The following is a 23,304-nucleotide window of genomic DNA, read 5'->3' on the forward strand; positions in this document are numbered from 1 at the left end:
AAACCCATGGGCGGCGCGCGAGGCGGACTGGTCCGGCCCGCCTTTCTCTGCCATGAGCTTCCGGCGCTCCCTCGCGGGCGCCGGAGCCTGGTTCGTGCGCGCCCGGCTCCTCCCATTCAGGCCGGACGAGGAGCAGGCGAAGGCATGACCATCAGCTTCGAAAATCGGGTAGCGATCGTCACCGGCGCGGGCGGCGGGCTCGGCCGGGCCTATGCGCTGGAGCTCGCCCGGCGCGGCGCGAAAGTGGTGGTGAACGACCTCGGCGCCGCCCGCGACGGCACCGGGCATTCGGATGCAGCGGCCGCGGTGGTCGCCGAGATCGAGGCTGCCGGCGGCACCGCGATGGCGAACGGCGCCAGCGTCATCGAACTGGACCAGGTCGAGGCGATGGTCGCCGCCGCCGTCGAGGCGTGGGGCCGCGTCGACATCCTCATCAACAATGCCGGGATCCTACGCGACAAGAGCTTCGCCAAGATGGACATGGCCGATTTCCGCGCCGTGGTGGACGTCCACCTGATCGGCTCGGCCAATTGCACAAAGGCGGTGTGGGAGACGATGCGGGCGCAGAATTACGGCCGCATCCTGATGACGGCGAGCTCCACCGGCCTCTACGGCAATTTCGGGCAGGCCAATTACGGCGCCGCCAAGCTGGCCGTCGCCGGCCTCGCCAAGACGCTGAGCATCGAGGGCGCCAAGCACGGCATCCGCGTCAACACCATCGCGCCGACGGCGACGACGCGGATGACGCAGGACATTTTCCCGCCGGAGATGCTGGCCCGCTTCAGCCCGGAGAATGTCGCGCCGGCGGCGCTCTATCTCGTGTCCGAGCAGGCGCCGTCGAACGTGATAATCGGCGCGGGCGCCGGCGTGGTCCAAGCGGCTTATGTCACCCTCACCCCCGGCTACGCGCTCCCTGAGGGCCACCGGACCGTCGAGGAAGTCGCCGCCAATTGGGACAGGATCGTCAGCCGTGAGAGCGAGATCGTCCCGCAGTCCGGCACCGAGCAGGCGATGCTGATCCTGAAGACCTCGCTGGGGCAATAGTCTCGCCGGCAGGCGTGCAAGCTTACCGTGTTGATACACCAACACACCTGTGTTATGGACCCTCCGGTTAGGGAGGAATGCACATGTATAGCGAAAGCGATCTGGAAGCGGCGGTGGCGGCGGGGGCGATGACGCCCGAAGCCGCGGCGTCGCTTCGCGCCTATGTCGCCACAAGGAGCGCGAGCCCGGCGGTGGACGAGGAGCATTTCCGGCTGATCACCGGCTTCAACGACATCTTCGTCGCCGTCGCGGCGGCGATCCTGCTCTTCGCATTGGGCTATATCGGATGGTCGATCGGCCCGCGCATCGAGGGCGGCCCCTCGCCCACCAGCGGCTTGCTCGTGGCCGGCGCCGCCTGGGGCCTCGCGGAATTCTTTACCCGCAAGCGGCGCATGGCGCTGCCGAGCATCCTCCTCCTCCTCGCCTTCGTCGGCGGCGTGGTGGCGACGGCCGGCTTCGGCCTCGTTCTCGGGGTCGGGCCGGAGCTTGTGGAGCATAACAAGATGGCGGGTGGGTTCAGCGCCGCCGCCGCGGGCGCGGTGGGTGCCGGAGCGGCCTGGCTGCACTGGCGGCGTTTCCGGGTGCCGATCACGGTCGCCGCGGGCGCCGCTTCGGTCGCGGGCCTGGTCATGGCGCTGATCGCCTCGGGGCTGGACACAGGTCCGCGCGATCCTGTGTTCCTCGGCTTCCTGTTGCTGCTCGGGATCGGCGTGTTCCTGTTCGCCATGGCCTGGGACGCTTCGGACCCGCGCCGCGAGACGCGGCGCTCCGACGTCGCCTTCTGGCTCCACCTGCTGGCGGCGCCCATGATGGTCCACCCGATCTTCCGCCTGCTCGGCCTCGCCGACGGCGGCGCATCGGCCGGCGGCGCGGTGGTGGTGCTGGTGGTCTATGCGATCTTCGGCCTGACCGCCCTCGCCATCGATCGGCGCGCGCTGCTCGTCTCGGCCTTGGCTTACGTGCTGTTCGCGCTGAGCCGCCTGTTCGAACAGGCCGGCGCGGTCGAGCTCAGCCTGGCGCTGACCGCTCTGGTGATCGGCTCCGCCCTGCTCCTGCTCTCGGCCTTCTGGCACAGCGCACGGGCGATGGTGGTGAAGCCGCTTCCCGAGGGCATCCGGGCCAAGCTCCCGGTGCTCGACCGGGCGGTGGTGCCTGCCGCGTAATCTCCTGCCTCCCCATCCGCACGGGTGGGGAGGCAACTTATTTCTCGACGACCTTCAGAAGGCGGCGCTCGAGGGGCGCGAGGATCGGGCCGAGCTCATGGCCGCGGCGCACGACGGTGCCGCTCTCGTTGACCAGCGCCCACATGCCCTGCTTCGAGCGCAGCGCCGGGCGCTTCTCGACCTTGTATTCGGGCCGTTCGGCCGAGCGGCGGAAGGCCCAGAAGGCGGCGTGGTCGCGCCCGAACTCGACGGCATAATCCTTCCACATCCCCGCAGCGACCATGCGGCCGTACAGATCGATGATCCGCGACAGTTCGGCGCGAGTAAAGCCGATCTGCGGGGAGGAGCCTCCCGGAAAAGGGTGGACGGTACCCATCAGGCGCGGTCGCGCTCCTTTCCTTTGCGGGCCGCGGGAGGCGCCTGGCGCTCGGCGGCGAGCGCCGCGATCTGGGCGCGCAGGCGCTCCACCTCGCACTGGAGGATTTCGAGCTTCTGCGTTGCCGGATCGAACATCTCGCTGCACGGCGTGCCGTAGGGAAGGAAATGGCCGGCGCTGTTCTCCGCGGAGACGAGCGTCGAACGGGCGGGAATGCCGACCATGGTCGCCCCTTCCGGCACGTCCTTCGTCACCACCGCATTGGCGCCGATGCGCGCCCGGCTGCCGACATGGATGGGGCCCAGCACCTGCGCGCCCGAGCCGATGATGACGCCGTTGCCGATCGTCGGGTGCCGCTTGCCGGGTTCGCCGCCCGTCGGATTGGTCCCGCCCAGAGTCACCTGCTGGTAGATGGTGACGTCGTCGCCGATCTCCGCGGTCTCGCCGATGACGACGAAGCCGTGGTCGATGAAGAAGTTGCTGCCGATCACCGCGCCCGGATGAATGTCGATCGCGGTGAAGAAGCGGCCGATATGGTTGATCAAACGGGCGAGGAAATAGAGGTCGCCGCGATACAGCCAGTGCGCAACGCGGTGGAAGCCCAGCGCCCACAGGCCCGGATACAGGATAACCTCCCAACGCGAATGGGGTGCGGGGTCGCGCGCCTTGATCGAGTCGAGATAGGCCGTCAGCCCGTTCAGCATTCAACGCGGTCCCGCAGTCTCTCTTGCCGCGAAGATAGGCAGGCCGTTCTTAAAATACCAGCAACCGCCGTGCGATCGTTTCACGAGCGTGCTAAGCGCCCCGCCTGACCCCCCACTCAAGGAGCACATCCCATGGCGAACGCAGGCGACATCCGTGAGCATATGGAAGTAATCGGCGCCGACGGCGTCCATGTCGGCACGGTCGACCATGTCGATGGCGACCGCATCAAGCTCACCAAGGCCGACAGCGGCCAGGGCTCGCACGAGGGCCACCACCACTACATCTCGCTCGGCCTCGTCGCCGAAGTCGAGGGCGACAAAGTCCGCCTCTCCGCCACCGGCGCCAACGCGGTGACCTTCGAGGAGGAGGAAGGCGGGGCGGGCTGAGCTAGCCCGAACGATGTTTCTGTGGGCGGGCTCCTGAGGCGAGCTGGACTCGGTCCAGGCCGTAGGGGTCCGCCCTCAAGTCGAGGCCGCCTGAGCCCGGCAGCGCGGTGACGTAGGTGAGATAGACCGGCACGGCTTCCGGCAGGTCGGCGCGCTGTTCGGGCGTGGCACCGTCCGGAGCCGGCGCCGCGCCTCGGAACAGCCACCGCGCCAGCCGCGGCGCGTCGGAGAGGCGGACGCAGCCGGAGCTGAGGCGGCGGTCCTCGCGCGCGAAGAGCGACTTGTCGGGGAAATCGTGGAGGTAGATGCCGAGCCGGTTCGGCATCATGAACTTGATCCGGCCCATGACGTTTGCGCCGCCGGGAAGCTGGCGGATGCGCAGCGACTCGGCGCCGGACGCGGCGGCGCGCCAGTTCACCGCCGAGGCCGGGATCGGCCGCGCCGCCTCGCCCCAGTCGGAGAGGATCTGGAAAGCGCCGGCCGCGAGGAAGGCAGGGCCCTGCTTCAGCACCCGCTTCGCGCGATCGCGGGCGAGGTCGGGCGGCATGTTCCAATAGGGATTGAGGACGGCATAGCGCAGCCGGCTCGCCATCAGCGGCGTCTTCATGTTCGTCTTGCCGACGATGACCCGCATGGGCCCGTCGACCTTGCCGTGATCGACCATCCACAGCCGCGCCGAGGCGAGGTCGACGACGACGTAGCGCGGCGCTTCGGCGGGAATGGCGCGGACGCGGTCGAGGTTGAGGCGGGCCTGTGCCTCCTCCTCCGGGCGGTGCGGGCGCAGGCGCCAGCGGGCGTAACCGCGCTGCAAAGCGCCGTAGAGCGGGTTCATGCGCGTCGCACCGGCGACACCCTCGCTCAGCGACGGTGCGGCGGCGAGACTTTCGAGCAGCGCGCGTGGGGACGGCGGTGCGGGCGCAAGCCCCTCCTCCACCTGCAGCATGGGATTCGCGGCGGGTGCCCGCAGGTCCTCGACATAAGCCGTGAAGCCGCGGGAGAGGAGCAGCTCGAAGCGCGCGAGGGCCACTGCGTCTCCCGTGCGGGCGGACGCCACCGCCGCCTGCAGGTCCGCGGCGCCGTAGCGGGCCGGGTCCAGACCGTGGTCCGCGGCGCCTGCGAGCAGGGCGGCGGCGCGCTCGGCGCCCGGCCGAACGGCGCCGCGGGTGACCCAGAGCGGCCGATTGCTGTGCGCTGCGTAGAAAGCGGCGATCTCCGCGCCGACCTCCACCGGCGGCAGGGCCGCTCCCGCCAGAGGTCGCGCTTCCCGGTGCGGCGGCGCCGAGTCGGGCGAACGCCCGCAGGCGGCGAGCGCGGCGAGGAGCAAGAGGCTGAGGCGGGCGCCGGTCACGGCCCCATCTCAGCCCCTTTTCCCGTCCCGTTTCAAGACGCTGGCTACGCCTGCCCCGCTCCGGGACGCCTCCGCTTCACGCTAGCCTCGCGGAAGGATCAGAACGGCGCGGAGCCCGCCGCCCTCGCGATTGACGAGCTCCAGGCGACCGCCATGCGCCGCGGCTACCGCCTGCGCGATGGCAAGGCCGAGGCCGGCGCCGCCGCTTTCCCGGTTCCGCGAGGTTTCGAGGCGCCGGAACGGCTCCAGCACCTCGGCCAACCGCTCCGACGGAATGCCCGGCCCCTGGTCCTCGACGACGAGACGCACGGCCTCGCGATCGTCCTCGACCCGTAGCGTCGCGCCTCCGCCGTACGCGATGGCGTTGTCGGCGAGGTTGCGCAGCGCCCGGCGGAGCAGGTTGGGCCGTACCGCCAGCACCGTGCGCGGAGAGGGTTCGAACGCAGCGAGGCGGCCGAGATCGCGCAGCTCCTCGACGATCGAGTCGGCGAGGGCGGCCACGTCCATCGGCCGCGCCGGCTCGGCGGAGCGGCCGGTGCGCGCGAGGACGAGAATGTCCTCGAGCGTCGCGTGCATTTCCTCGAGTGTGGCGACGAGCCGCTCCCGCTCCTCCTCCGGCCCCATATTTTCGGCCCGGATACGGATCGAGGCGAGCGGGGTGCGCAGATCGTGGCCGATGGCGCCGAGCATCCGGTCCTTCTCGTCGAGGAGGCCGAGGGTGCGGCGGCGCATCGCGTTGAACGCGGCGATCGCGGCCCGGATGTCCGACGGCCCGCGCTCGGTCACCGGCGGGCCGTCGGCGCCGTCAAAGCCTTCCGCAGCCGCCGTCAGGTCTCTCAGCGGCGCGGCTAGGCGACGGGCGATCCAGAACACTGCCGCGAAGACGAGCAGGAACAGGAAACAGGTGGCGACCAGCAGGCGGTGGACGAGCCAATGATCGAACTGCGGCGCGGGGAGGCGGCCGTTGAGCCAGGTCCCGTCCCCCAAATCTGCGGAGAGGAAGACGATCTTGCGCTGATCCGGGCCGGGGAAAGGAGGCCGGTGCGGGCCTGGCTGCGGCGGCGGCCCGCCGATCTCGACCCGCACTGCGCCGCGGACCGCGCCGAGCGGGCGGCCGAGATCGCGCAGCGCACCGTCGAGCCGCCGTTCCACCTCCCGATCGCGTGTGAGGCCGGCCCTGGCGACGACGTCGTCCCGTCCGAGGCGAAAGATCATTCCCGGTCCGGCGGGCTGGTTCCTGAGCACGATCGCCCGCTCCGCGGGCGGCGCTTCGGCGACGGTTGCGGCGATCTGGGCGAAGCGGAAGATCGCCGGCCCCTCGTTCTGGGCGAGGCTCAGCTTCTGCTGCTCGTTGAGCAAGGCGGCGAAATTGACGAGCTGGGCGACGAGCAGCGCCGCGCCCATCAGCAGCAGCATCTGCCCCAAAAGGCTCCTGGGGATGAGCCGCCTCATAGCCGCGTCACGTCGGCGGCGAGCATGTAGCCGCCGCCCCACACTGTCTTGAGCAGGACCGGCTGCTTCGGATCCGCCTCGATCTTCCGGCGGAGGCGGGACACGGCGTTGTCGATGCTCCGCTCGAAGGCGGCGAGCTCGCGGCCCTGCGCGAGGTCGAGAAGCTGGTCGCGGGTGAGGACCCGCCGCGCGTGGGTCACCAGAGCCAGGAGGAGGTTGTACTCGCCGGTCGAGAGCGGCGCCGCCACCCCCTCGGCATCGACAAGCTCGCGCTCCCCTGTCCGCAGCACCCAAGGCCCGAACGCGTACGACTCGGGGCCGACTGCCCCGCTCCGCGATGGCCGCTCGCCGACCCGCCGCAGCACGACCTTGATGCGGGCCAACAGCTCCCGTGGGCTGAACGGCTTCACCACATAATCGTCCGCGCCGATCTCGAGGCCGACGATGCGGTCGGTTTCTTCCGCCCGGGCGGTAAGGAGGATAACGGGGATGCCGCTGGTCGCCCTCACGTGCGCGCAGAGCGACAGGCCGTCTTCGCCCGGCATCATCACGTCGAGGAGGATGAGATCGACGCCGTAGCCAGCGAGCGCCTGACGCGCCGATGCGGCGTCGGCGGCCTTGGTGACACGCAGGCCGTTGCGGCCGAGATACTGCGCCAGCGGATCGCGGATCGAGCGTTCGTCGTCGACGAGCAGGATGTGGGGCTCTGCGGCACTTGCCATGGCGGATGTTCCGTCGGCTTAAGGGCGCGCGTCAAGGGCGGCCGGCGCGAAACACCGGCCGCCCCTGCGCGGCTCAGGACCGCGGCGGGTGCATCATGCGGTGCGTCGCCTCGAGTTCGTCGTGGCTGAGAACGCCGTCCTTGTTGGCGTCGAGCATCGCGAAATGCTGTTCGAGATGCGACTGGAACTCGGCGAGAGTGACCGCGCCGTCATGGTCGCTGTCGAGCTCGTCGAACCGCGGCGGGCCATGCGGACCACCGGGGGGCGGACCACCGGGAGGCGGGCCGCCATGGCCGCCCGGCGGTGCTCCCATATGCGCGCCACCATGCGCAGCCATCAGCTTCTCGTGATGGGCGCGCATCTCGTCGAGGGTGACGCGGCCGTCGCCGTTCAAATCGATGGCGCGGAACAGCTTCGCGGAGCCGTCGCGCAGCTCGGCCAGGCTGATATTGCCGTCGCGGTCGGCGTCGAACATCGCCATCGGATCGTGCGGCGGCGGGCCGGGGGGCTGGGCCAGCAGCCCTGGTCCATGGATCATCGCCGCGCCGGCGGCGAGCAGGATAATGGTCGGTCTCATCTCTCTGGTCTCCCTGAGCGGCGCCTGTGCGGCGCGCGCTCTCCCCAATGGGAGGCATATGTCCCAGAGCTTTGCCGCGCGCGGCGGAAGCTGTCGCAAATTGTATCAGAGGAGATGTCTTAAGCGAGTCTCGGCAGCGACTGCTCCGCCTCGCCCCAGCCCTTGAGCGCGCGGCTGCGGGCGCGGCGCAGGAGCAGGCCGGCATCGGCGATGGTGAAGCGGCTGGCGCGGTCTAGGTCCGGCAGCTCCTTCCACGTTACCGGCGCCGCCACGGGCGCGCCGGGCCGCGCCCGCAGCGACCAGGGGAGGATGGCGGTGGCGGTGCGCTGGTTGCGGAGGAAATCGAGGAAGATGCGCCCCTTCCGCTCCGCCTTCGGCAAGGCGATGGTGAAACGCTGCGGCTCCGCCTCGGCCAGCGCTGCGCAGAGACGGCGGGCGAAGGCGCGGACGCCGTCCCATTCCAGCTCCGGGCGGATCGGCACGACGACGTGGATGCCCTTGCCGCCGGACAGCATCGGCAAGCTTTCCAGCCCCACCGCGTCGAGCAGGGCGCGCATGGTCAAGGCTGCCGCCTTGACGCTCTCGAAGTCCGTCCCCTCCCCCGGGTCGAGGTCGAGCGCGATGCGATCAGGCTTCTCCACCTGCTCGACGCGGCTGCCCCAGCCGTGGAACTCGATCCCGTCGGCGAGCACGCAGGCGAGCACCCCTTCGGCATCCTCGACCCAGAGATACTCCTCGGTCCGCCCGTTCTTTTGCGTGATCGGCACGAAGCGCACCGGCGGCCCGAACGCGTCGCCTGAGGCGGGATGGTTGCGGTTGCGCTGGTAGAAGCAATAGCCGGCGGTGCAGCGGAACAGGTTGAGGGGCCGCCGCCCAGCGTGGACGAGGAGGTGCGGCGCCATCGCGGCATAATAAGCGAGGATTTCCGGCTTGGGCGGGAGCCTGGGCTTCTTGTAACTCGGCTCGCCGCCCTTTTTTGCCGTGCCGGGGATCGGCTTCGGGCCCGAGGCGGCCGGATCGGCCCCGCCGGCCATCAGGCTACCGCGCCGCCGTCCGCGCAGTGCCGGTGGGTCCCTGTGCGGGGACGATTGGCAGCTCGATGAAGCTCTGCTGCCGCCCCGCCACCACTACGCGCTGCGTCGCCTTCTGGAAGTCCGCGGGCTTGGCCCAGAAGATGTTCGCCACGAACTTCTGCGGGTTCCGGTCGTAGAGCGGGAACCAGCTCGACTGGACCTGCACCATGATCCGGTGGCCGGGGCGGAAGACGTGGTTCGCCGTCGGCAGGCCGAAGCTGTAGCCGAGCGGCGCGTTGGGACGGAGCGGCTTGGCGGTCTCGAACCCTTCGCGGTAGCGGCCGCGGAAGATGTCCATCGCCACCGGCAGCTGATAGCCGCCGAGCTTGGATTGGGCGGGATATTCGTCCGGATAGACGTCGATCAGCTTCACCACCCAATCGGAGTCCGTGCCGCTGGTCGAGGCGGTGAGGTGCACGACCGGCTCGCCGCTGATCGTCACCGGCTGGTTCAGCACCGGCGTCGTGAAGGTCAGCACGTCCGGCCGCCCGGAAGGATTGCGCTGGTCGTCGACCAGCCAGCAAGCCCATTGCTCGCACGTATCGTAGCCCGCCGTCGGCACCGGCCGCGTCCGGTTCGGCACCGGCTTGCTCGGATCGGAGACATATTCGGCGAATTGCGGGCGGCCGTCGGTGGGCGCGAAGCCGACCTTCGAGTCCGGGCCGAGATAGAGCCGCGTCGGCACCGGCGCGCAGCCAGTCGCGCAGGTCGAGGGCCAGGCGGAGAGCCGCAGCCATTCGTTGGTGCCTGACTGGAAGGCGGTGACCGGCGCCACGTCCATCGGCGGCGCCTCGTCTTTGAGGAAGTGGGCGAGGAACGGCGCCAGCACCTTCTTGCGGAACCACAGGGACGTGTCCTGGCCGAACCTGAGCGCGCCGAGGGCCGATCCTTCCTCGATCTCCTGGCCATGGTTCCACGGGCCGATGGCGAGGTAGACCATGTCGTTGTTCGTGTCCTTGGGCTCGAGCGCCTTGTAAACGGCGATGTCGCCGTAAATGTCCTCCGCGTCCCACAGGCCGTGGACGAGCAGGGTCGGCACCTTCAGGGGCTGGCGGGCGAGGATCTTGTCCATCGCCTGGCTCTTCCAGAAGCTGTCGTATGCGGGATGCTCGAGGATGCGGTTCCAGAAGCCCATCTGCTCCAGCCCGCGCTTGCGGCCAAGCTCGCCTGCCGAGCCCTCGCGCATGTAGAGATCGTAATCGTCATTGGTGTCGATCCACCATTTGGCGCTGTTCGCGCGCGTCCCCTCCTGCTCGTAAATGTACGGCATGTTCTGCTGGCGGAAGGCGCCGTTGTGGAACCAGTCGTCGCCCATCCAGCCATCGACCATCGGATGCTGCGGCACCGCAACCTTGAGCGCCGGGTGCGGATTGACGAGGGCCATCAGCGGGGTGAAGCCGTCATAGGAGATGCCGAGGATGCCGACGCGGCCGTTGCTTTCCGGCACATGCTTAACCAGCCAGTCGATCGTGTCGTAGGCGTCGGTGGAATCGTCGACGTTCGTCGGATTGTACTGCGAGCCGGCGAGCGGCCGGTTCATCACATACGACCCTTCCGAGCCATATTTGCCGCGCACGTCCTGGACGACGCGGATGTAGCCGCCCTCGACCACCACGTCGGCCGGATTGTCGTAGCCGGTGAGCGCCGATTCCATCCGGCTCGAGGGATTGTGGCTGGTCTGCTCGTCGGCATTATAGGGCGTGCGGGTAAGGAGGATCGGCGCCCGCCTGGCGTTGCGCGGGAGCAGGATGACGGTGTGGAGCTTCACCCCGTCGCGCATCGGCACCATCACTTCGCGCCGCTCATAATCGAAGCTCGATGTGACCGAATTCACCGATTCGGGCATCTCGTTGTAAGGAGGCGCCGCGGCAGCGGGGGCCGCGGCGAGAAGAGCCGATCCGGCGAGAAGAGCGAGAAGCGCCGGTCCGCGTGCAGCCATCATGTCGTCCTTTCCAACGCGCCGCGCGGAACCGCCGCGGGCGCAAAATCGTCATCAACCGGATCGCGAACGATCCAGGGGCCGCGTCGTTTCACGACCAGAATGTAATAAGCGGCGGCGACCAGCATCTGCGCCGCGGTGGCGATCAAGCCGCGCCGACCGGTGTCGAGGTCCCACCAGTTGGTCCAGAAAACATAGAGCAGGGCTATGATGGTCACGAGTGGCGCGAGTGGGAAGATCGGCATGCGGTAAGGGGCGTGGGCGGCGGCGCCGCTCCACCGCCCAGCGAGCGCTGCGAAGGCCATGGCGAGATAGGTGACGCCGATGCCGGCACCGCTCAGCACGAGGAGCAAAGGGAGCGGCGCGAAGCAGGCGGCGGTGCCGACCGCACCCACGGCGAGGGTGGCGATCCAGGGCGTCCCGAAGCGCGGGTGGACGGCGGTCGCCCAAGCGTCCAACGGTGACCCCCAGGCGCTGTCGCGGCCGGTCGAATAGAAGAATCGCGCGAAGGAAATGATGCAGGCGATGGCGGCGTTGACGATCGCCACCGCCACGCCGAGCGACACCCATGCGGAGAGCGTTGATCCGCCACGCAGCGTCACGAACAGGCCGAACGGATCGGCGCTCCGGAACAGCGCGTCGAGATCGGGCGCGCCGGCGAGGACTGCCGCCAGCGGGGCGATTTCGACCAGCAGGGTGAGGACCAGAGCGAGGAGGATGACGCGCGCGATCCGCTTGGCAGGCTGGTGCATTTCCTCCGCGAGATAGACCGCGTTGCCGTAGCCGTTCAGCGCGAAGATGGCGACGGTCGTGGCGAGCCCGATCCCGCCCGCCGTTGCGGCGCCGGTGAGGCCCGCCGGGTGGAGGAGCATCGGCGCGAGCGGGCGTACCGGCTCCAGCGCGCCGAGCAGGAAGAGGGTGAGGAGCGCGGCGAGCTCGACGGCGAGGAAGAGGCCGGTCAGCCACGCGTTGAACCGGATGCGCAGCACGCTGACGAGGGTGCAGGCAATGACCATCGCAACCGCCACCGGAACGGGCTTGAGGCCCGGCACGACAGCCGCGAGCACGTCGCTGAGGCCGAGGCCGACCACGGCCGGAAAGATGAAATTGTTGATGGTGTTGACGCCGAGGATGACGAACCCCGCGAGCGGCCCGAGCGTGTGCGCCACCATCACATATTCCCCGCCCGCGACCGGCCAGGCGGACGACAATTCCGCGTAGAGGTAAGCGGTGGCGACGCAGACCACGCCCGCGATCAGCATCGCCCACAAAGCGCCGGTGCCGGCATCCTTCAGCATCTCGGGCACGATGATGAACACCGAGGATGCGGGCGTGATGGCGGAGAGGGTCAGGAACAGGATGCCGACGACGCCGAGCGAGCGGCGGAGCGGCTGGAGGATCGGCGCGGGAAGCGGCTCGGCCGGTTGCATCGAAGCGAGCCGTAGCAGGGCCGGCGCGGTGTGCAATGGACTGCTGCGATCAAGGGTTCAGCAGCCAGCCCCTCGCGTCGTCATGCCGGACTTGATCCGGCATCCACCTCCTCGTTGCCCGGAGCGCAGGAAGAAGGTGGACCCCGGATCAAGTCCGGGGTGACGAGCAATGTTGTATGCCGGCGTGTTACGGGGCCCGCAGCGCCGCCGCCTTCTCCTGGGCCCGACGCCGCACCGCCAGCCAGCGCTGCCGCTCGCCCTGCGCGTCGTCCACGGCACGGTGCCGGGGCGTGTGACGCTCCGCCTCCGTGCGCACGGCGGCGACGATGTCTGCGATAGCCCCCGCCGCTTCGCCGGGCGTGAGGAGTCCGTCGAGCACTTCGCCCGCGCTCTCCGCCTGAGCAATTTCCGTGTCGCGAAGGCGCAGCGTGTGGCGCGGGAAACCCGCGGCACGCAGCAGCAGGCTCAGCCATTTGCCGTCCCAGGACGGCGCGCTGGCGAAGAGGTCGTGCCCGCCGAGCGCCTCGACCATCCGCCGCGCCACCACGTCGTGCGGCACCCCCTCGCGCTCGAGCTGCTCCCGGCTCAAATGATGGATCGCTTCGGCGGAGGCGTCCCAATCGGTCCAGCCGGGGGCGGGGCGGATCAAATGCCCTTCGGCGGCCCCATCCTCGAACACCCAGCCGACCTCGACAGGGAAGCCGTTCTTCTTCAGCGACGAAGCTTCGAAATCGACGAACACGCGCATTCTGTGCGAACGCGCCTCGTGGGGGAAACGTTTCTGCCTCACCATCGCCAGATGGGGAGCGGGACCACCGTAGGTGGTGGAGGGGTATTTTCGAAGAGCTGAACGGTGGGAATACCCCTCCACCAAGCAGAGCTTGGTCCCCCTCCCCATCCTGCGGATGGGGAGGCAAGAAACGTCACAGCGTCGCGTGGACGGTCGCGACCGCCTTCACCACGGCGCCAATACGGGCGGCGGCCTGGATCGTCTCCGCCTTGACGCCGTGCTGCTGGAGGACGCGTTCGTGGCTGTCGATGCACATGCCGCAGCCGTTCATGGCGCTGACGGCGAGGCTGAACAGTTCGAAATCGTCCTTCTCGATGCCCGGATTGCCGATGACGTTCATCCGCAGTTTCGCCGGGAGCGTCGCATATTCGGGGTTCGAGGCGAGGTGGACGAAGCGGTAGTAGACGTTGTTCATCGCCATGATGGCGGCGGCAGCGCGCGCCGCATTGGCGGCTTCGGCGCTGAGCTTGCCCTCGACCTCCGCTTCGGCGGCGGCGACGATCGGCCGGTAGCCGGTGCCGTGCGCGCAGGCGAGCAGCAGCCCGTACTTGCGCTGGTCCCCGAGCGTCTGGTCGGACAGCATCGAGCCGAGGTTCAGGCGCAGGTCCTTGGCGTAATCGGGCAGGACGTCGGCGAATTGCTTGAGGGACATGGTCGTTTCCTTAGCTCCTCCCCGGGACGGGGAGGGGGACCGCGCCCGCCAGGGCGTGGTGGAGGGGGCCCCGGAGAAGGGCCAGGGCGGCCTGGCCCGTCGGTCGGGCTCGGCGGACGCCGACCCGCCGTCCGAGCTCGGGCGAGTCCGGCGGGAGCGCCACGGACGCTACGCGTCCGCTTCGCTCCCGCCGGCCGCACGACGAGCCGCTCAGGCCGCGGGCCTGAGCACCTCGTCTCCTTCGCTCCAGTTGCAGGGGCAGAGCTCGTCGGTCTGCAGCGCGTCGAGGATGCGCAGGGTCTCCTGCGGGTTGCGGCCGACGTTGAGGCCGTTCACCGTGACGTGCTGGATGACGTTGTCCGGATCGACGATGAAGGTGGCGCGGTAGGCGACGCCCTCGTTCGGGGCGACGATGCCGAGCGCGTTGGCCAGCTCCTTCTTGTTGTCGGCGATCCACGGGAAGTCCGCGGCGGCGAGCCGCTCGTCGGCCTTGCGCCAGGCGTGGTGGACGAAATCGGTGTCGGTCGAGGCGCCGATCAGCTGGGCGTCGCGGTCCGCGAAATCCTGGGCGAGCTCGCCATAGCCGATGATCTCCGTCGGGCAGACGAAGGTGAAGTCCTTGGGCCAGAAGAAGACGATCTTCCACTTGCCGTTGGCGTTGCCGAGGTCGAGCGTCTCGCCTCCGGGCAGCGCGCTGCCCTGCTGGACGGGAACGGTGAGGGCGGGAAATTTGTCGCCGACGGTGAGCATGGGGAGAGACTCCTGTTGCGTGGTTGGGAAAGCCGAGCCGCCGATATAGGGATTGCCTGTCAGTGGACAAATTGATTAGTCCGCGCAGATTGATCGACTGAGGCGATTATAGATGTCCACCTACCTGCCGACGCTGAAGCAGCTGCAATATCTCGTCGCGCTGCACGACCTCCGCCATTTCGGCCGCGCGGCGGAGAGCTGCTATGTCACCCAGTCGAGCCTCTCGGCGGGGCTGCGCGAGCTCGAGGCGCTGATCGGCGTCGTGCTGGTCGAGCGCACCCGCCGTGTGCTGCGCTTCACGCCGCTGGGCGAGAAGGTGGTGGCCAAGGCGCGCCGCATCCTGCGCGAGGCGGAGGATCTGAGCGACCTCGTCCGCGCGGCAGGCAAGCCGCTGGTGGGCGAGCTGAGGATGGGGGTCATTCCGACCATCGCGCCCTTCCTCCTGCCGCGCCTGCTCCCCGAGCTGCGCATTCGCTTTCCCGACCTCCAGCTCTACCTTCGGGAGGAGACCAGCCAGGCCGCCTGCGACGGCCTCCACCGCGGCCAGCTCGACTGCGTCCTCCTCGCCCTTCCCTATGGCTGCGGCGAGGTCGAGGCCGAGCCGCTGTTCGACGATCGCCTCTACCTCGCCTTTCCGCCCGGTACCGGCGAAGACGCGGCGGCGGAGGTCGGTGCAGACGCCGTCGACGAGCGGCACCTGCTGCTGCTGGAAGACGGCCATTGCCTGAGGGAGCACGCCCTTGCCGCCTGCAACCGGCCTGAGCTGCGCGCCGAGGCGGCGATGATGGGCACCTCGCTCCACACCCTCGTGCAGATGGTCGGCAACGGCCTCGGCCAGACTTTGGTGCCCGAGATGGCGATCAAGGCGGGCATCCTCGATCATACCGGCATCGTCGCCCGGCCCCTGAAGGCCGCCCACGCCTTTCGCCGCATCGCCCTCATCTGGCGCAAGGGAAGCCCGCGGGAGAAGGAGTTCCGGCTTCTGGCGGAGACGTTGCGGGAGGCGGCTCCGTGAGTGCCTCCCCTCCCGGTTTTCCGGGAGGGGATTGAGGGGTGGGCCTTCTTGTGGCGCAGCGTGCTTCAGGAAGACCCCACCCCGGCCCCTCCCGGAAAGCCGGAGAGGAGTCTTCCGCGCGCCCTCTCAAAGGCTTAGAACCACCCCATGGACCCGTCCCTCGCCAGCCCGCCGGGAAGCAGCCCGATCCTCGCGGCGGTGCTGTGGGTGCAAGGCGTGCTGCTCGGAACGGTCGCGACGGTCGTCGCCACCATCGCCATCGCGGCCCTGGGCTTCCTGATGCTGAGCGGGCGGCTGCCGGTGCGGCGAGGGATGGTGGCGATCCTCGGCTGCTTCATCCTGTTCGGCGCCTCGAGCCTCGCCAACTCGATCCGCTCCGGCCTCGTCGACATGGGCGGCGCGCCCGAGCCGGTGCCGGTCGCCTACTCGACGCCGCCGCCCGCACCGCGGCCCGTTGTGCCGCCTCCCGCCCCGCGGCGTCCGCCAGCCGATCCCTTCGCCGGCGCAGCCGTCCCAAGCCGCTGAGCCAGGCCCAATATTTCACCGCGCAAAGCTGATGCACGTTAGGCCTTAAGGCCCTATATCCCCGGCGGGCGAGGGATGATGGCACAACCGGTTTTTCACGATCCTTCCGGCCGCCGCGGCCGATGGACGGCGTCCTCGCTGGCGCTGATGGTGCTGCTCGTCCTCGTCACGGCCGGGCTGTTCGCGGCGACCATCGTCAATGTGCCGATCCCGAGCCCGCTGCCGGTGCGGTTCGAGAGCGGAAGCCTCCATGCCTTCGCCGAGCGCATCGGCCTCGCCAAGCACAAGCACGCTGCGGCGAAGGACGGCTCCTGGCTACCCCAGGCGCCGGCCAAGGGCGGCAATAGCGAGCGACAGCGCGTCGCCGGCTTCTACGTGCCGTGGGAGGAGAGCAGCCGCGCCTCGCTCCAGGCGCATGTCTCGGAACTCGACACGGTAATCCCGGTCTTCGGCTTCGTCACCGGCCCGTCGCACCAGCTGCGGGTCACCGCCGACAGGGCCTTCGACGCGATCATCGCCGGCGCCGCCCGCCCGCCGCGGGTGGTGCCGCTGGTCCAGAACGCCACGGGGGGAAAATGGGACGGCGCCGGCTTCGCCGCCTTGCTCAAGGACCCTGCGCTGCGCGCCCGCCTCCTCGACCAGATCGACGCCATGCTGAGCGCCCGCCACGCCGCGGGAATCGTCTTCGACTTCGAGGAATTTCCCGCCGCCTACCAGCCGCTCTACAAGCGCCTGCTCGCCGAAGCCCATGCCCGCTTTGCGCCCAAGGGCTGGACGCTCAGCGTCACCGCCCCCGTCGGCGACGAGGCGTGGAAGCTCGCCGATTATGCGCGCATCGTCGACCGGGTTTTCCTGATGCTTTACGACGAGCATTGGGCGGCGGGCGATCCCGGGCCGATCGCCTCGCAGGCCTGGTTCGTCGCGCGGCTTGAGGAAGCGGTGCGGATCGTAGGGCCGGACAAGGCGATCGCCGCCATCGGCAATTACGGCTACGACTGGACCGAGGGGACGAAGGGCGCGACGGCGCTCACCGCCGGCGACGCCTGGCTCGCCAGCCACGACAGCCAGGCGCCGATCCGCTTCGATCCGGTCTCGGGCAACGCCACCTTCGACTATGTCGAGAACGACAAGGTCCACCATGTCTGGATGCTCGACGCCGCCAGCGCCTGGAACGAGCTGCGCGCCGCCCATGTCGCGGGCGTGCGTGGCGTCGCCCTTTGGCGACTGGGCAGCGAGGATCCCGGCATTTGGAAGGACTTTGCCGCCATGGCTGCCGACCGGCCGCCCGACCTCTCCATCATTCCCGGCTCGACCGACGCGGACGTCGAGGGGAGCGGCGAGGTGCTGCGCATCGACGCGGCGCCGGCCAACGGCGAGCGGCAGATCGTCGTCGACAAGGCCGGCCTGATCCGGGACGAGCAATATAAGGTGCTCCCGACGCCGTATGTGGTGCAGCGGACCGGGTACCGCGAGCAGACGGTCGCCTTGACCTTCGACGACGGGCCGGACGCCGAGTGGACGCCGAAAATCCTCGACATCCTCAAGGAAAAGCACGTCCCGGCGACCTTTTTCATCGTCGGCGAGAATGCGCTGCCGCACCCGCAGCTGCTCAACCGGATCGTCGCCGAGGGGCACGAGCTCGGCAACCACAGCTACACCCATCCGAACATGGCCTTGCTCTCACCGCGCGGCGTGCGGCTGGAGCTCAACGCCACCGAGCGCCTCGTCGAAGCCTATACCGGCCGCGGCATGCGCCTCTTCCGCGCGCCCTATTTCGGCGACGCCGAGCCGACCACCGCCGACGAGCTCGGCCCCGCCCTCGCTGCCCAGCAGAGCGGCTACGTCAATGTCGGCCTCCACGTCGATCCGGCCGACTGGAAGACGCCGGGCGTCGTTCCGATCGTCCGCCGCACGCTTGACCAGGTCGAGAATGGCGACGAGGAGCGGTCCGGCAACATCGTCCTCCTCCACGACGCCGGCGGCGACCGCAGCCAGACCGTGGCCGCCCTCCCCCACATCATCGACCTGCTCCGCGCCCGCGGCTACGGCTTCGTGCCCGTCTCGGCCCTGGTCGGCCTTACCCCCGCCCAGGTCATGCCGAAGATCGAGGGCAGCGACCTCATCGCCGTCCGCGCCGACGTCGGCATCTTCCTCGGCCTCGCCGCGATCGGCGTGCTGCTCTCTGCCCTCTTCATGATCGCCATCGCCGTCGGCCTCGTCCGCTCCGTGACCCTCACCTTCCTTGCTCTGAAGGCGAAGCCCGCGGTGCCGCCGCCGGCGATGGACGAGCTCATCTCCGTCCTCATCCCCGCCTATAACGAGGCGCGGGTGATCGAGGCGTCGGTGCACCGCGTCCTCGCCAGCACGGGGGTGCGGCTCGAGGTGATCGTCCTCGACGACGGCTCCAGGGACGAAACCAGCGCCATCGTCGCCCGCGCCTTCGCCGGCGAGCCGCGCGTTCGGCTCCTCACCCTTCCCAACGGCGGCAAGGCGCGGGCGCTGAACCGGGGGCTGGAACTGGCGAGCGGCCGCGTCGTCGTCGCGCTCGACGCCGACACCCAGTTCGAGGCGAAGACCATCGCCCTCCTCGCCCGCTGGTTCGCCGATCCCGCAATCGGCGCCGTCGCCGGCAACGCCAAGGTCGGCAACAAGGTAAACCTCGTCACCCGCTGGCAGGCGGTCGAATATGTCACCGCGCAGAATCTGGAACGCCGCGCGCTGGCTGGCGTCGACGCCATCATGGTCGTCCCCGGCGCAGTCGGCGCATGGCGGCGGGCTGCGCTGGAGGAAGTCGGCGGCTATCCGGTCGACACGCTTGCCGAGGACCAGGACCTCACCATCGCCATCCAGCGCGCCGGCTGGAAGATCGCCAACGACATCGAGGCCATAGCCTGGACCGAATCGCCGCAGACCCTGCGCGGCCTCGCCCGGCAGCGCTTCCGCTGGGCGTTCGGCACCCTGCAATGCCTGTGGAAGCACCGCGCCATTCTTCGCGAGGGCAAGCCGCGCGGCCTCGCCCGCATCGGCATCCCCCAGGCGTGGCTGTTCCAGATACTCTTCTCGTTGGTCTCGCCGCTGATCGACCTGGCGCTCATCGTCTCGATCGCCACGACGATTGGCCGGGTGCGCGACCATGGGTGGGCGCAGACCCATACCGACGTGTTCAAGATGCTGACGTTCTGGCTGCTGTTCGTTACCGTCGACCTTCTCGCCGGCTACATCGCCTACCGCCTCGACCCGCGCGAGAGCCACTTCCCCGCCTTCCTCCTCATCGCTCAGCGCTTCGTCTACCGGCAGATCATGTACTGGGTGGTGATCCGCGCAGTGTCCGCGGCGCTGCGTGGCGGGCTGGTCGGCTGGGGCAAGCTCGAGAGGACGGGGAGGACGACGGCGCCTGCCTGATCGGCCGCTATTCCTCGCGGTTTGTATCCTCGTCCACCTCGCCGAGCGGTCCCTGGGTCGGCGGGTAGTTCTCGCCCGCCTCGCCCCACCCTTCCGGCGGGAATTCGGGCACGTCCCCCGCCGCGATCGGCGGGACGTCCGCCTCGGCCTGCTCACCGTCCGCGGTCGTCGCGCCGCGGCCGGAGCTCGAATATTCGCGATAGCCGTCGGGCGAGGAATCGCTCCCCCACCCGGTCGGCACGCTTGGGCTGCGCGGCCCGGCCTTTCCTTCCGCCATCGTCGCCTCCTTGCGTGGCAGGAGGGGGAATGGCCCGGCGCGCGGGAGGTTCCTCAGCCGGTGACCGTAAGGGTCGCGCTCTTGAGGGCCACCGAGTTGGGTCCCGCCGAGATCGTGAAGGCACCGGGCTCCACCACCCGCTTCATCTGCACGTTCCACAAAGCGAGGTCATCGGGTGCGATGTCGAACGTCACCGTGCGGCGCTCGCCCGGCGCCAAGCGGACGCGCTGGAAATGCTTCAGCTCGATCACCGGCCGGGTCACCGAGGCTTCCTCGTCCCGGATGTAGAGCTGCACCACCTCGTCGCCGGCGCGGCGGCCGGTGTTGGCGACGTCGACGCTCACCCGGACGCTCTCGCCGTTGCGGATCGACGCGCGCGCCAGCCGCGGCGCCGACATGTCGAAGCTGGTGTAGCTGAGCCCGTATCCGAATGGATAGAGCGGCGCCGTCGTGTCGAACAGGTAGCCGCGCCGCGCGGTGGGCTTCCTGTTGTAGAAGATCGGCAGCTGGCCGACGTTGCGGGCGATCGACACGGGCAGCTTGCCGCCCGGGCTGGCGCGCCCGAACAGGACGTCGGCGACGGCGTTGCCGGTCTCCTGGCCGAGATACCAGCCCTCGATCAAAGCCGGGGCGCTCTGGGCCAGGTAATTGACCGACAGCGGCCGGCCGTTGAGGAGGATCACCACCGTCGGCTTGCCGAGCGCGAAGACGGCGCTGGCGAGGTCGTTCTGCTGGCCGATGAGGTCGAGCGAGGAGCGGTCGCCGAGATGGGCGTCAGCCCAGGCCTCGCGGCTGGTCTGCTCATTGTCGCCGAGCACCATCACCACCACGTCGGCCTTGCGTGCGGTCTCGACCGCCTCGGCGATCAGCCGCCGGTTGACCTCCTCCGGGACCAATTTCACTTCGTCCGCCGTCCAGGAGCGGCTCTCGGTAATCCGCACCCCTTCCGCATAATCGACCGCGAACCGGCCCTTCGCTTCGTTCTGCAGCCCTTCCAGCACGCTGACGACGTGGCGCGGCTCGTCCGAATAGCCGCCGATCGGCGTGTCGCGGGCATGTGTGCCGAGCACGGCCAGCCGCTTGATCCTGCCGGCATCGAGCGGGAGCACGCCCTGGTCATTCTTCAAAAGCACGATCGCCTCGCGCGCCGCCTCGCGGGCGAGGGCGATCGCGTCCGGCGTCGCCTCCTTGCCGAGCGCCGCCTTCGCGTCGACGAACGGATGCTCGAACAACCCGGCCTCGAACTTCATGCGCAGGATGCGGCGCACCGCCTCGTCGATCTCGGCCTGCGGCACCCGGCCCGAGCGCACCAGCTCGGGGAGCAGCGCATAGGCCTCGCCGTCCGGGGTCTCCGCATCGACGCCCGAATCGAGCGCCCGCACCGCGGCGTCGCCGAGGTTCGAGAACATGTGGTGGCGTCCCGCCAGCTCCTTGATCGCGAAATAGTCGCTGACGACGGCGCCGCGGAAACCCCATTCGCCGCGCAGCACGTTGGTCAGCAGCCATTTGTTGGCATGGCTGGGGATGCCGTCGATCTCGTTATAGGAGGCCATGACCGAGCGGATCGGCAGCTGCGTCACCGCCTTCTGGAACGGTGGGAAGAAATCGGTGCGAAGCTCGCGCTCGCCGAGATTGGCGGGGCCGACATTGGTGCCGTTCTCCGGCTGGCCGTGGCCGGTGAGGTGCTTCAGGGTGACATAGACCTTGTCGGGCGCCAGCGGCAGGGTCGTGCCCTGTAAGCCGCGGATGGCGGCGAGGCCCATCTCGCCGACCAGATAGGGATCCTCGCCATACGTTTCCTCGATCCGCCCCCAGCGCGGATCGCGGGCGACGTCGACGACCGGCGCCAGCGCGAGGTTGGCGCCGCGCGCCCGCATCTCGCGCGCGGCGACCGAGAAGATCCGGGTGAGCAGCTGCGGGTCCCAGGTCGAGGCGAGGCCGATCGACTGCGGGAAGCTCGTCGCGCCGCGGGCGACGTACCCGTGCAGCGATTCCTCGTGGAGGATGAGCGGGATGCCGAGGCGCGTCCGCTCGACCGCCCAATGCTGCGCGGCATTGATATACTCGGCGGTCTCCCGCGCGTCGCGGCCGACCGAGCCCGCCGCCGCGCCCGCCGCGCCGTTGGTCTGCGCCGCCACGCCGCGGCGATCCGAAGGCCGCGCGATCTGGCCGAGGCCGTTCGGGAAAGCCTGGCTCGCCTTGTCGGCGGAGAAATCGCCGGCGGTCGTCTGGATGCGGTCCTTATGCTCCCACAGCGAGAGCATCTGCGCGACCTTCTCCTCCAGCGTCATCCGTCCGAGCAGATCCTCGACCCGGCGCTCGACCGGCTGCGACGGGTCCTTGTAGAGAGGCCGCTCCGGCGCCGCGCCCGTCAGGGCCGCCGCGCCGAGGGCCGAAAGGATGAGCGCGCGGCCGATCCGCCGCCCCGCGATGCGCCTGCCCGCCATGTCCACGCCTCTCCGTTTGATCTTCTGCTTGTGGTAGCGCTACCAATAGGCGCGCGCGCCAGCGGCGGTCAACGCGTTGCATCGGCGCGCGGCGCCTCATAGGGTCGGCGGCGAAGAAGGGGCGGGACAATGCACAAGCCGAGCCGCAGACGCCGCGGCACCATCACCATCGAGGACGTGGCGCGCGCCGCCGGCGTATCGGCGATGACTGTGTCGCGCGTGGTGAACGGCGGCCGCAACGTCCGCGAATCGACCCGCGCCGCCGTTTTGGAAGCGGTCGACAAGCTCAACTACGCCCCCAACACCGCCGCCCGCAGCCTCGCCGCCGGCGAAGCGACCCATATCGGCCTACTCTACGCCAACCCGTCCGCCGCCTATCTCAGCCAGTTCCTCATCGGCGCCCTCGAAGCCGCGCGCAAAGCCGGCTCCCACCTCGTCATCGAATCGTGCGAATCGGAAAATGCCGACGAGCAGGCGGAAGTCACCCGCCGCTTCGCCACCAGCGATGTAGAAGGGGTGATCCTGCCGCCGCCGCTCTCCGAATCGCAGCCGATCATGGCCGAGCTGCGCGCCATCGGCATCCCCGTCGTCACCGTCGCGATGGGCCTGCCGGGTGAGGACGATTTGAACGTCAAGATCGACGACCAGGCCGCCGCCGCCGAGATGACCCGCTATCTGATCGGCCTCGGCCACCGCTCGATCGGCTTCATCAAGGGCCACCCCAACCACATCGCCAGCCACGACCGCGAGCAGGGCTTCCTCGACGCGCTCGCCGCCGCCGGCATCCCGGCCGAGGATGCGCCGATCGAGCAAGGCTATTTTACCTACCGCTCCGGCCTCGCGGCCACCGAGCGGCTGCTGTCGCGGCCGAAGCCGCCGACGGCCATCTTCGCGTCCAACGACGACATGGCCGCCGCCGCAGTCAGCGTCGCCCACCGCCGCCACCTTTCCGTCCCGGGGGACCTCAGCGTTGCCGGTTTCGACGACACCTCGCTCGCCACCACCATCTGGCCGGAGCTCACCACCGTGAAGCAGCCGATCTCGGCGATGGCCGAGGCGGCGCTCGAGCTGCTCCTCGACGATCTGCGCGGTCGCCGCGCCGGCCGCGCCCGCCACAAGACCGAACGCGTGCTCGAGCACGACCTCATCGTCCGCGAATCGACCGGCGCGCCGACAGGGCGGTTGCGCCGCGGCTGAGGGCCGTGTTACCGCTAACAAAACGCTGCCGAAG

21 protein-coding genes are annotated in these 23,304 nt (G+C 69.5%); 7 read left to right on the plus strand and 14 right to left on the minus strand.

Features of this window, described 5'->3' with window-relative positions; all coding sequences use genetic code 11:
- The first annotated feature begins 144 nt into the window (after positions 1–144).
- Positions 145–1,044: an SDR family NAD(P)-dependent oxidoreductase gene (locus tag VGC56_RS09140; RefSeq protein WP_464124585.1), complete on the plus strand. Its 900-nt coding sequence runs from the start codon at positions 145–147 to the stop codon at positions 1,042–1,044.
- An 83-nt stretch (positions 1,045–1,127) separates the two neighbouring features.
- Entirely contained in the window at positions 1,128–2,207 is a 1,080-nt protein-coding gene (locus VGC56_RS09145; protein WP_464124586.1) for a hypothetical protein, read from the plus strand.
- A gap of 37 nt (positions 2,208–2,244) precedes the next feature.
- Here VGC56_RS09145 and VGC56_RS09150 read toward each other — a convergent pair whose 3' ends face one another.
- Both VGC56_RS09150 and epsC read right to left on the minus strand, forming a co-directional pair.
- Positions 2,245–2,583 carry a DUF2794 domain-containing protein gene (locus VGC56_RS09150; protein WP_464124587.1) on the minus strand — a complete coding sequence of 113 codons (339 nt, stop codon included), beginning with the start codon at positions 2,581–2,583 and terminating at the stop codon, positions 2,245–2,247.
- Positions 2,583–3,287, minus strand: coding sequence for a serine O-acetyltransferase EpsC (gene epsC, locus VGC56_RS09155; protein ID WP_464124588.1), 705 nt, complete (start codon positions 3,285–3,287; stop codon positions 2,583–2,585). Before epsC ends, VGC56_RS09150 begins: the two co-directional genes overlap by 1 nt.
- A gap of 132 nt (positions 3,288–3,419) precedes the next feature.
- On the opposite strand from epsC, the gene VGC56_RS09160 reads away from it, so the two are divergent.
- The gene (locus VGC56_RS09160) at positions 3,420–3,674 is read left to right on the plus strand and encodes a DUF2171 domain-containing protein (protein WP_464124589.1); all 255 of its coding nucleotides are present in this window, start codon (positions 3,420–3,422) and stop codon (positions 3,672–3,674) included.
- A gap of 1 nt (position 3,675) precedes the next feature.
- Here the strand turns inward: VGC56_RS09160 and VGC56_RS09165 are convergent, their stop codons facing one another.
- The 10 genes from VGC56_RS09165 to VGC56_RS09210 form a co-directional block, all read right to left on the minus strand.
- Complete coding sequence (locus VGC56_RS09165) at positions 3,676–5,022, minus strand: L,D-transpeptidase scaffold domain-containing protein (protein ID WP_464124590.1); 1,347 nt, start codon at positions 5,020–5,022, stop codon at positions 3,676–3,678.
- Positions 5,023–5,103: 81 nt separating this feature from the next.
- Positions 5,104–6,438 (minus strand): ATP-binding protein, encoded by a 1,335-nt coding sequence (locus VGC56_RS09170; RefSeq protein ID WP_464124591.1) that lies wholly within the window; start codon positions 6,436–6,438, stop codon positions 5,104–5,106.
- Positions 6,439–6,470: 32 nt separating this feature from the next.
- Positions 6,471–7,196, minus strand: coding sequence for a response regulator (locus tag VGC56_RS09175; RefSeq protein WP_464124592.1), 726 nt, complete (start codon positions 7,194–7,196; stop codon positions 6,471–6,473).
- Between the two features lie 73 nt (positions 7,197–7,269).
- Entirely contained in the window at positions 7,270–7,773 is a 504-nt protein-coding gene (locus VGC56_RS09180) for an EF-hand domain-containing protein (RefSeq protein ID WP_464124593.1), read from the minus strand.
- Between the two features lie 119 nt (positions 7,774–7,892).
- Entirely contained in the window at positions 7,893–8,807 is a 915-nt protein-coding gene (gene ligD, locus VGC56_RS09185; RefSeq protein WP_464124594.1) for a non-homologous end-joining DNA ligase, read from the minus strand.
- A gap of 4 nt (positions 8,808–8,811) precedes the next feature.
- Positions 8,812–10,785 (minus strand): CocE/NonD family hydrolase, encoded by a 1,974-nt coding sequence (locus VGC56_RS09190; protein ID WP_464124595.1) that lies wholly within the window; start codon positions 10,783–10,785, stop codon positions 8,812–8,814.
- The gene (locus tag VGC56_RS09195) at positions 10,785–12,215 is read right to left on the minus strand and encodes an APC family permease (RefSeq protein ID WP_464124596.1); all 1,431 of its coding nucleotides are present in this window, start codon (positions 12,213–12,215) and stop codon (positions 10,785–10,787) included. The genes VGC56_RS09190 and VGC56_RS09195 overlap by 1 nt, the downstream gene beginning before the upstream one ends.
- 187 nt (positions 12,216–12,402) lie before the next feature.
- Positions 12,403–12,963, minus strand: coding sequence for a 3'-5' exonuclease family protein (locus VGC56_RS09200; RefSeq protein WP_464124597.1), 561 nt, complete (start codon positions 12,961–12,963; stop codon positions 12,403–12,405).
- A 175-nt stretch (positions 12,964–13,138) separates the two neighbouring features.
- Entirely contained in the window at positions 13,139–13,657 is a 519-nt protein-coding gene (ahpD, locus tag VGC56_RS09205) for an alkylhydroperoxidase, AhpD family (RefSeq protein WP_464124598.1), read from the minus strand.
- A 210-nt stretch (positions 13,658–13,867) separates the two neighbouring features.
- Positions 13,868–14,407 (minus strand): peroxiredoxin, encoded by a 540-nt coding sequence (locus VGC56_RS09210; RefSeq protein WP_464124599.1) that lies wholly within the window; start codon positions 14,405–14,407, stop codon positions 13,868–13,870.
- Positions 14,408–14,519: 112 nt separating this feature from the next.
- Between VGC56_RS09210 and VGC56_RS09215 the strand changes: the two genes are divergently transcribed.
- The 3 genes from VGC56_RS09215 (at position 14,520) to VGC56_RS09225 (ending at position 19,349) form a co-directional block, all read left to right on the plus strand.
- Positions 14,520–15,422: a hydrogen peroxide-inducible genes activator gene (locus VGC56_RS09215; protein ID WP_464124600.1), complete on the plus strand. Its 903-nt coding sequence runs from the start codon at positions 14,520–14,522 to the stop codon at positions 15,420–15,422.
- Between the two features lie 147 nt (positions 15,423–15,569).
- A complete protein-coding gene (locus tag VGC56_RS09220; RefSeq protein WP_464124601.1) occupies positions 15,570–15,947 on the plus strand; it encodes a TrbC/VirB2 family type IV secretion system protein in 378 nt (125 codons plus the stop codon).
- A gap of 78 nt (positions 15,948–16,025) precedes the next feature.
- A complete protein-coding gene (locus tag VGC56_RS09225) occupies positions 16,026–19,349 on the plus strand; it encodes a polysaccharide deacetylase family protein (RefSeq protein ID WP_464124602.1) in 3,324 nt (1,107 codons plus the stop codon).
- Positions 19,350–19,356: 7 nt separating this feature from the next.
- On the opposite strand, the gene VGC56_RS09230 is transcribed toward VGC56_RS09225, so the two are convergent.
- Together VGC56_RS09230 and VGC56_RS09235 are read right to left on the minus strand one after the other, a co-directional pair.
- Positions 19,357–19,626: a hypothetical protein gene (locus VGC56_RS09230; protein WP_464124603.1), complete on the minus strand. Its 270-nt coding sequence runs from the start codon at positions 19,624–19,626 to the stop codon at positions 19,357–19,359.
- Positions 19,627–19,679: 53 nt separating this feature from the next.
- The gene (locus VGC56_RS09235; RefSeq protein ID WP_464124604.1) at positions 19,680–22,073 is read right to left on the minus strand and encodes a glycoside hydrolase family 3 N-terminal domain-containing protein; all 2,394 of its coding nucleotides are present in this window, start codon (positions 22,071–22,073) and stop codon (positions 19,680–19,682) included.
- Positions 22,074–22,202: 129 nt separating this feature from the next.
- Here VGC56_RS09235 and VGC56_RS09240 point away from each other — a divergent pair, with 129 nt between their 5' ends.
- Positions 22,203–23,270 (plus strand): LacI family DNA-binding transcriptional regulator, encoded by a 1,068-nt coding sequence (locus tag VGC56_RS09240; protein ID WP_464124605.1) that lies wholly within the window; start codon positions 22,203–22,205, stop codon positions 23,268–23,270.
- Positions 23,271–23,304 lie beyond the last annotated feature (34 nt).

The organism is Allosphingosinicella sp., assembly GCF_036403745.1.
Lineage (GTDB): Bacteria > Pseudomonadota > Alphaproteobacteria > Sphingomonadales > Sphingomonadaceae > Allosphingosinicella.

What these genes read in the sequence shown, in the direction of transcription:
- VGC56_RS09140 (WP_464124585.1), top strand. Translation starts at nt 145, where the DNA reads ATGACCATCAGCTTCGAAAATCGGGTAGCGATCGTCACCGGCGCGGGC.
- VGC56_RS09145 (WP_464124586.1), top strand. Translation starts at nt 1,128, where the DNA reads ATGTATAGCGAAAGCGATCTGGAAGCGGCGGTGGCGGCGGGGGCGATG.
- VGC56_RS09150 (WP_464124587.1), bottom strand. Translation starts at nt 2,583, where the DNA reads ATGGGTACCGTCCACCCTTTTCCGGGAGGCTCCTCCCCGCAGATCGGC.
- epsC (WP_464124588.1), bottom strand. Translation starts at nt 3,287, where the DNA reads ATGCTGAACGGGCTGACGGCCTATCTCGACTCGATCAAGGCGCGCGAC.
- VGC56_RS09160 (WP_464124589.1), top strand. Translation starts at nt 3,420, where the DNA reads ATGGCGAACGCAGGCGACATCCGTGAGCATATGGAAGTAATCGGCGCC.
- VGC56_RS09170 (WP_464124591.1), bottom strand. Translation starts at nt 6,438, where the DNA reads ATGCTGCTGCTGATGGGCGCGGCGCTGCTCGTCGCCCAGCTCGTCAAT.
- VGC56_RS09175 (WP_464124592.1), bottom strand. Translation starts at nt 7,196, where the DNA reads ATGGCAAGTGCCGCAGAGCCCCACATCCTGCTCGTCGACGACGAACGC.
- VGC56_RS09180 (WP_464124593.1), bottom strand. Translation starts at nt 7,773, where the DNA reads ATGAGACCGACCATTATCCTGCTCGCCGCCGGCGCGGCGATGATCCAT.
- ligD (WP_464124594.1), bottom strand. Translation starts at nt 8,807, where the DNA reads ATGGCCGGCGGGGCCGATCCGGCCGCCTCGGGCCCGAAGCCGATCCCC.
- VGC56_RS09190 (WP_464124595.1), bottom strand. Translation starts at nt 10,785, where the DNA reads ATGGCTGCACGCGGACCGGCGCTTCTCGCTCTTCTCGCCGGATCGGCT.
- VGC56_RS09195 (WP_464124596.1), bottom strand. Translation starts at nt 12,215, where the DNA reads ATGCAACCGGCCGAGCCGCTTCCCGCGCCGATCCTCCAGCCGCTCCGC.
- VGC56_RS09200 (WP_464124597.1), bottom strand. Translation starts at nt 12,963, where the DNA reads ATGCGCGTGTTCGTCGATTTCGAAGCTTCGTCGCTGAAGAAGAACGGC.
- ahpD (WP_464124598.1), bottom strand. Translation starts at nt 13,657, where the DNA reads ATGTCCCTCAAGCAATTCGCCGACGTCCTGCCCGATTACGCCAAGGAC.
- VGC56_RS09210 (WP_464124599.1), bottom strand. Translation starts at nt 14,407, where the DNA reads ATGCTCACCGTCGGCGACAAATTTCCCGCCCTCACCGTTCCCGTCCAG.
- VGC56_RS09215 (WP_464124600.1), top strand. Translation starts at nt 14,520, where the DNA reads ATGTCCACCTACCTGCCGACGCTGAAGCAGCTGCAATATCTCGTCGCG.
- VGC56_RS09220 (WP_464124601.1), top strand. Translation starts at nt 15,570, where the DNA reads ATGGACCCGTCCCTCGCCAGCCCGCCGGGAAGCAGCCCGATCCTCGCG.
- VGC56_RS09225 (WP_464124602.1), top strand. Translation starts at nt 16,026, where the DNA reads ATGGCACAACCGGTTTTTCACGATCCTTCCGGCCGCCGCGGCCGATGG.
- VGC56_RS09230 (WP_464124603.1), bottom strand. Translation starts at nt 19,626, where the DNA reads ATGGCGGAAGGAAAGGCCGGGCCGCGCAGCCCAAGCGTGCCGACCGGG.
- VGC56_RS09235 (WP_464124604.1), bottom strand. Translation starts at nt 22,073, where the DNA reads ATGGCGGGCAGGCGCATCGCGGGGCGGCGGATCGGCCGCGCGCTCATC.
- VGC56_RS09240 (WP_464124605.1), top strand. Translation starts at nt 22,203, where the DNA reads ATGCACAAGCCGAGCCGCAGACGCCGCGGCACCATCACCATCGAGGAC.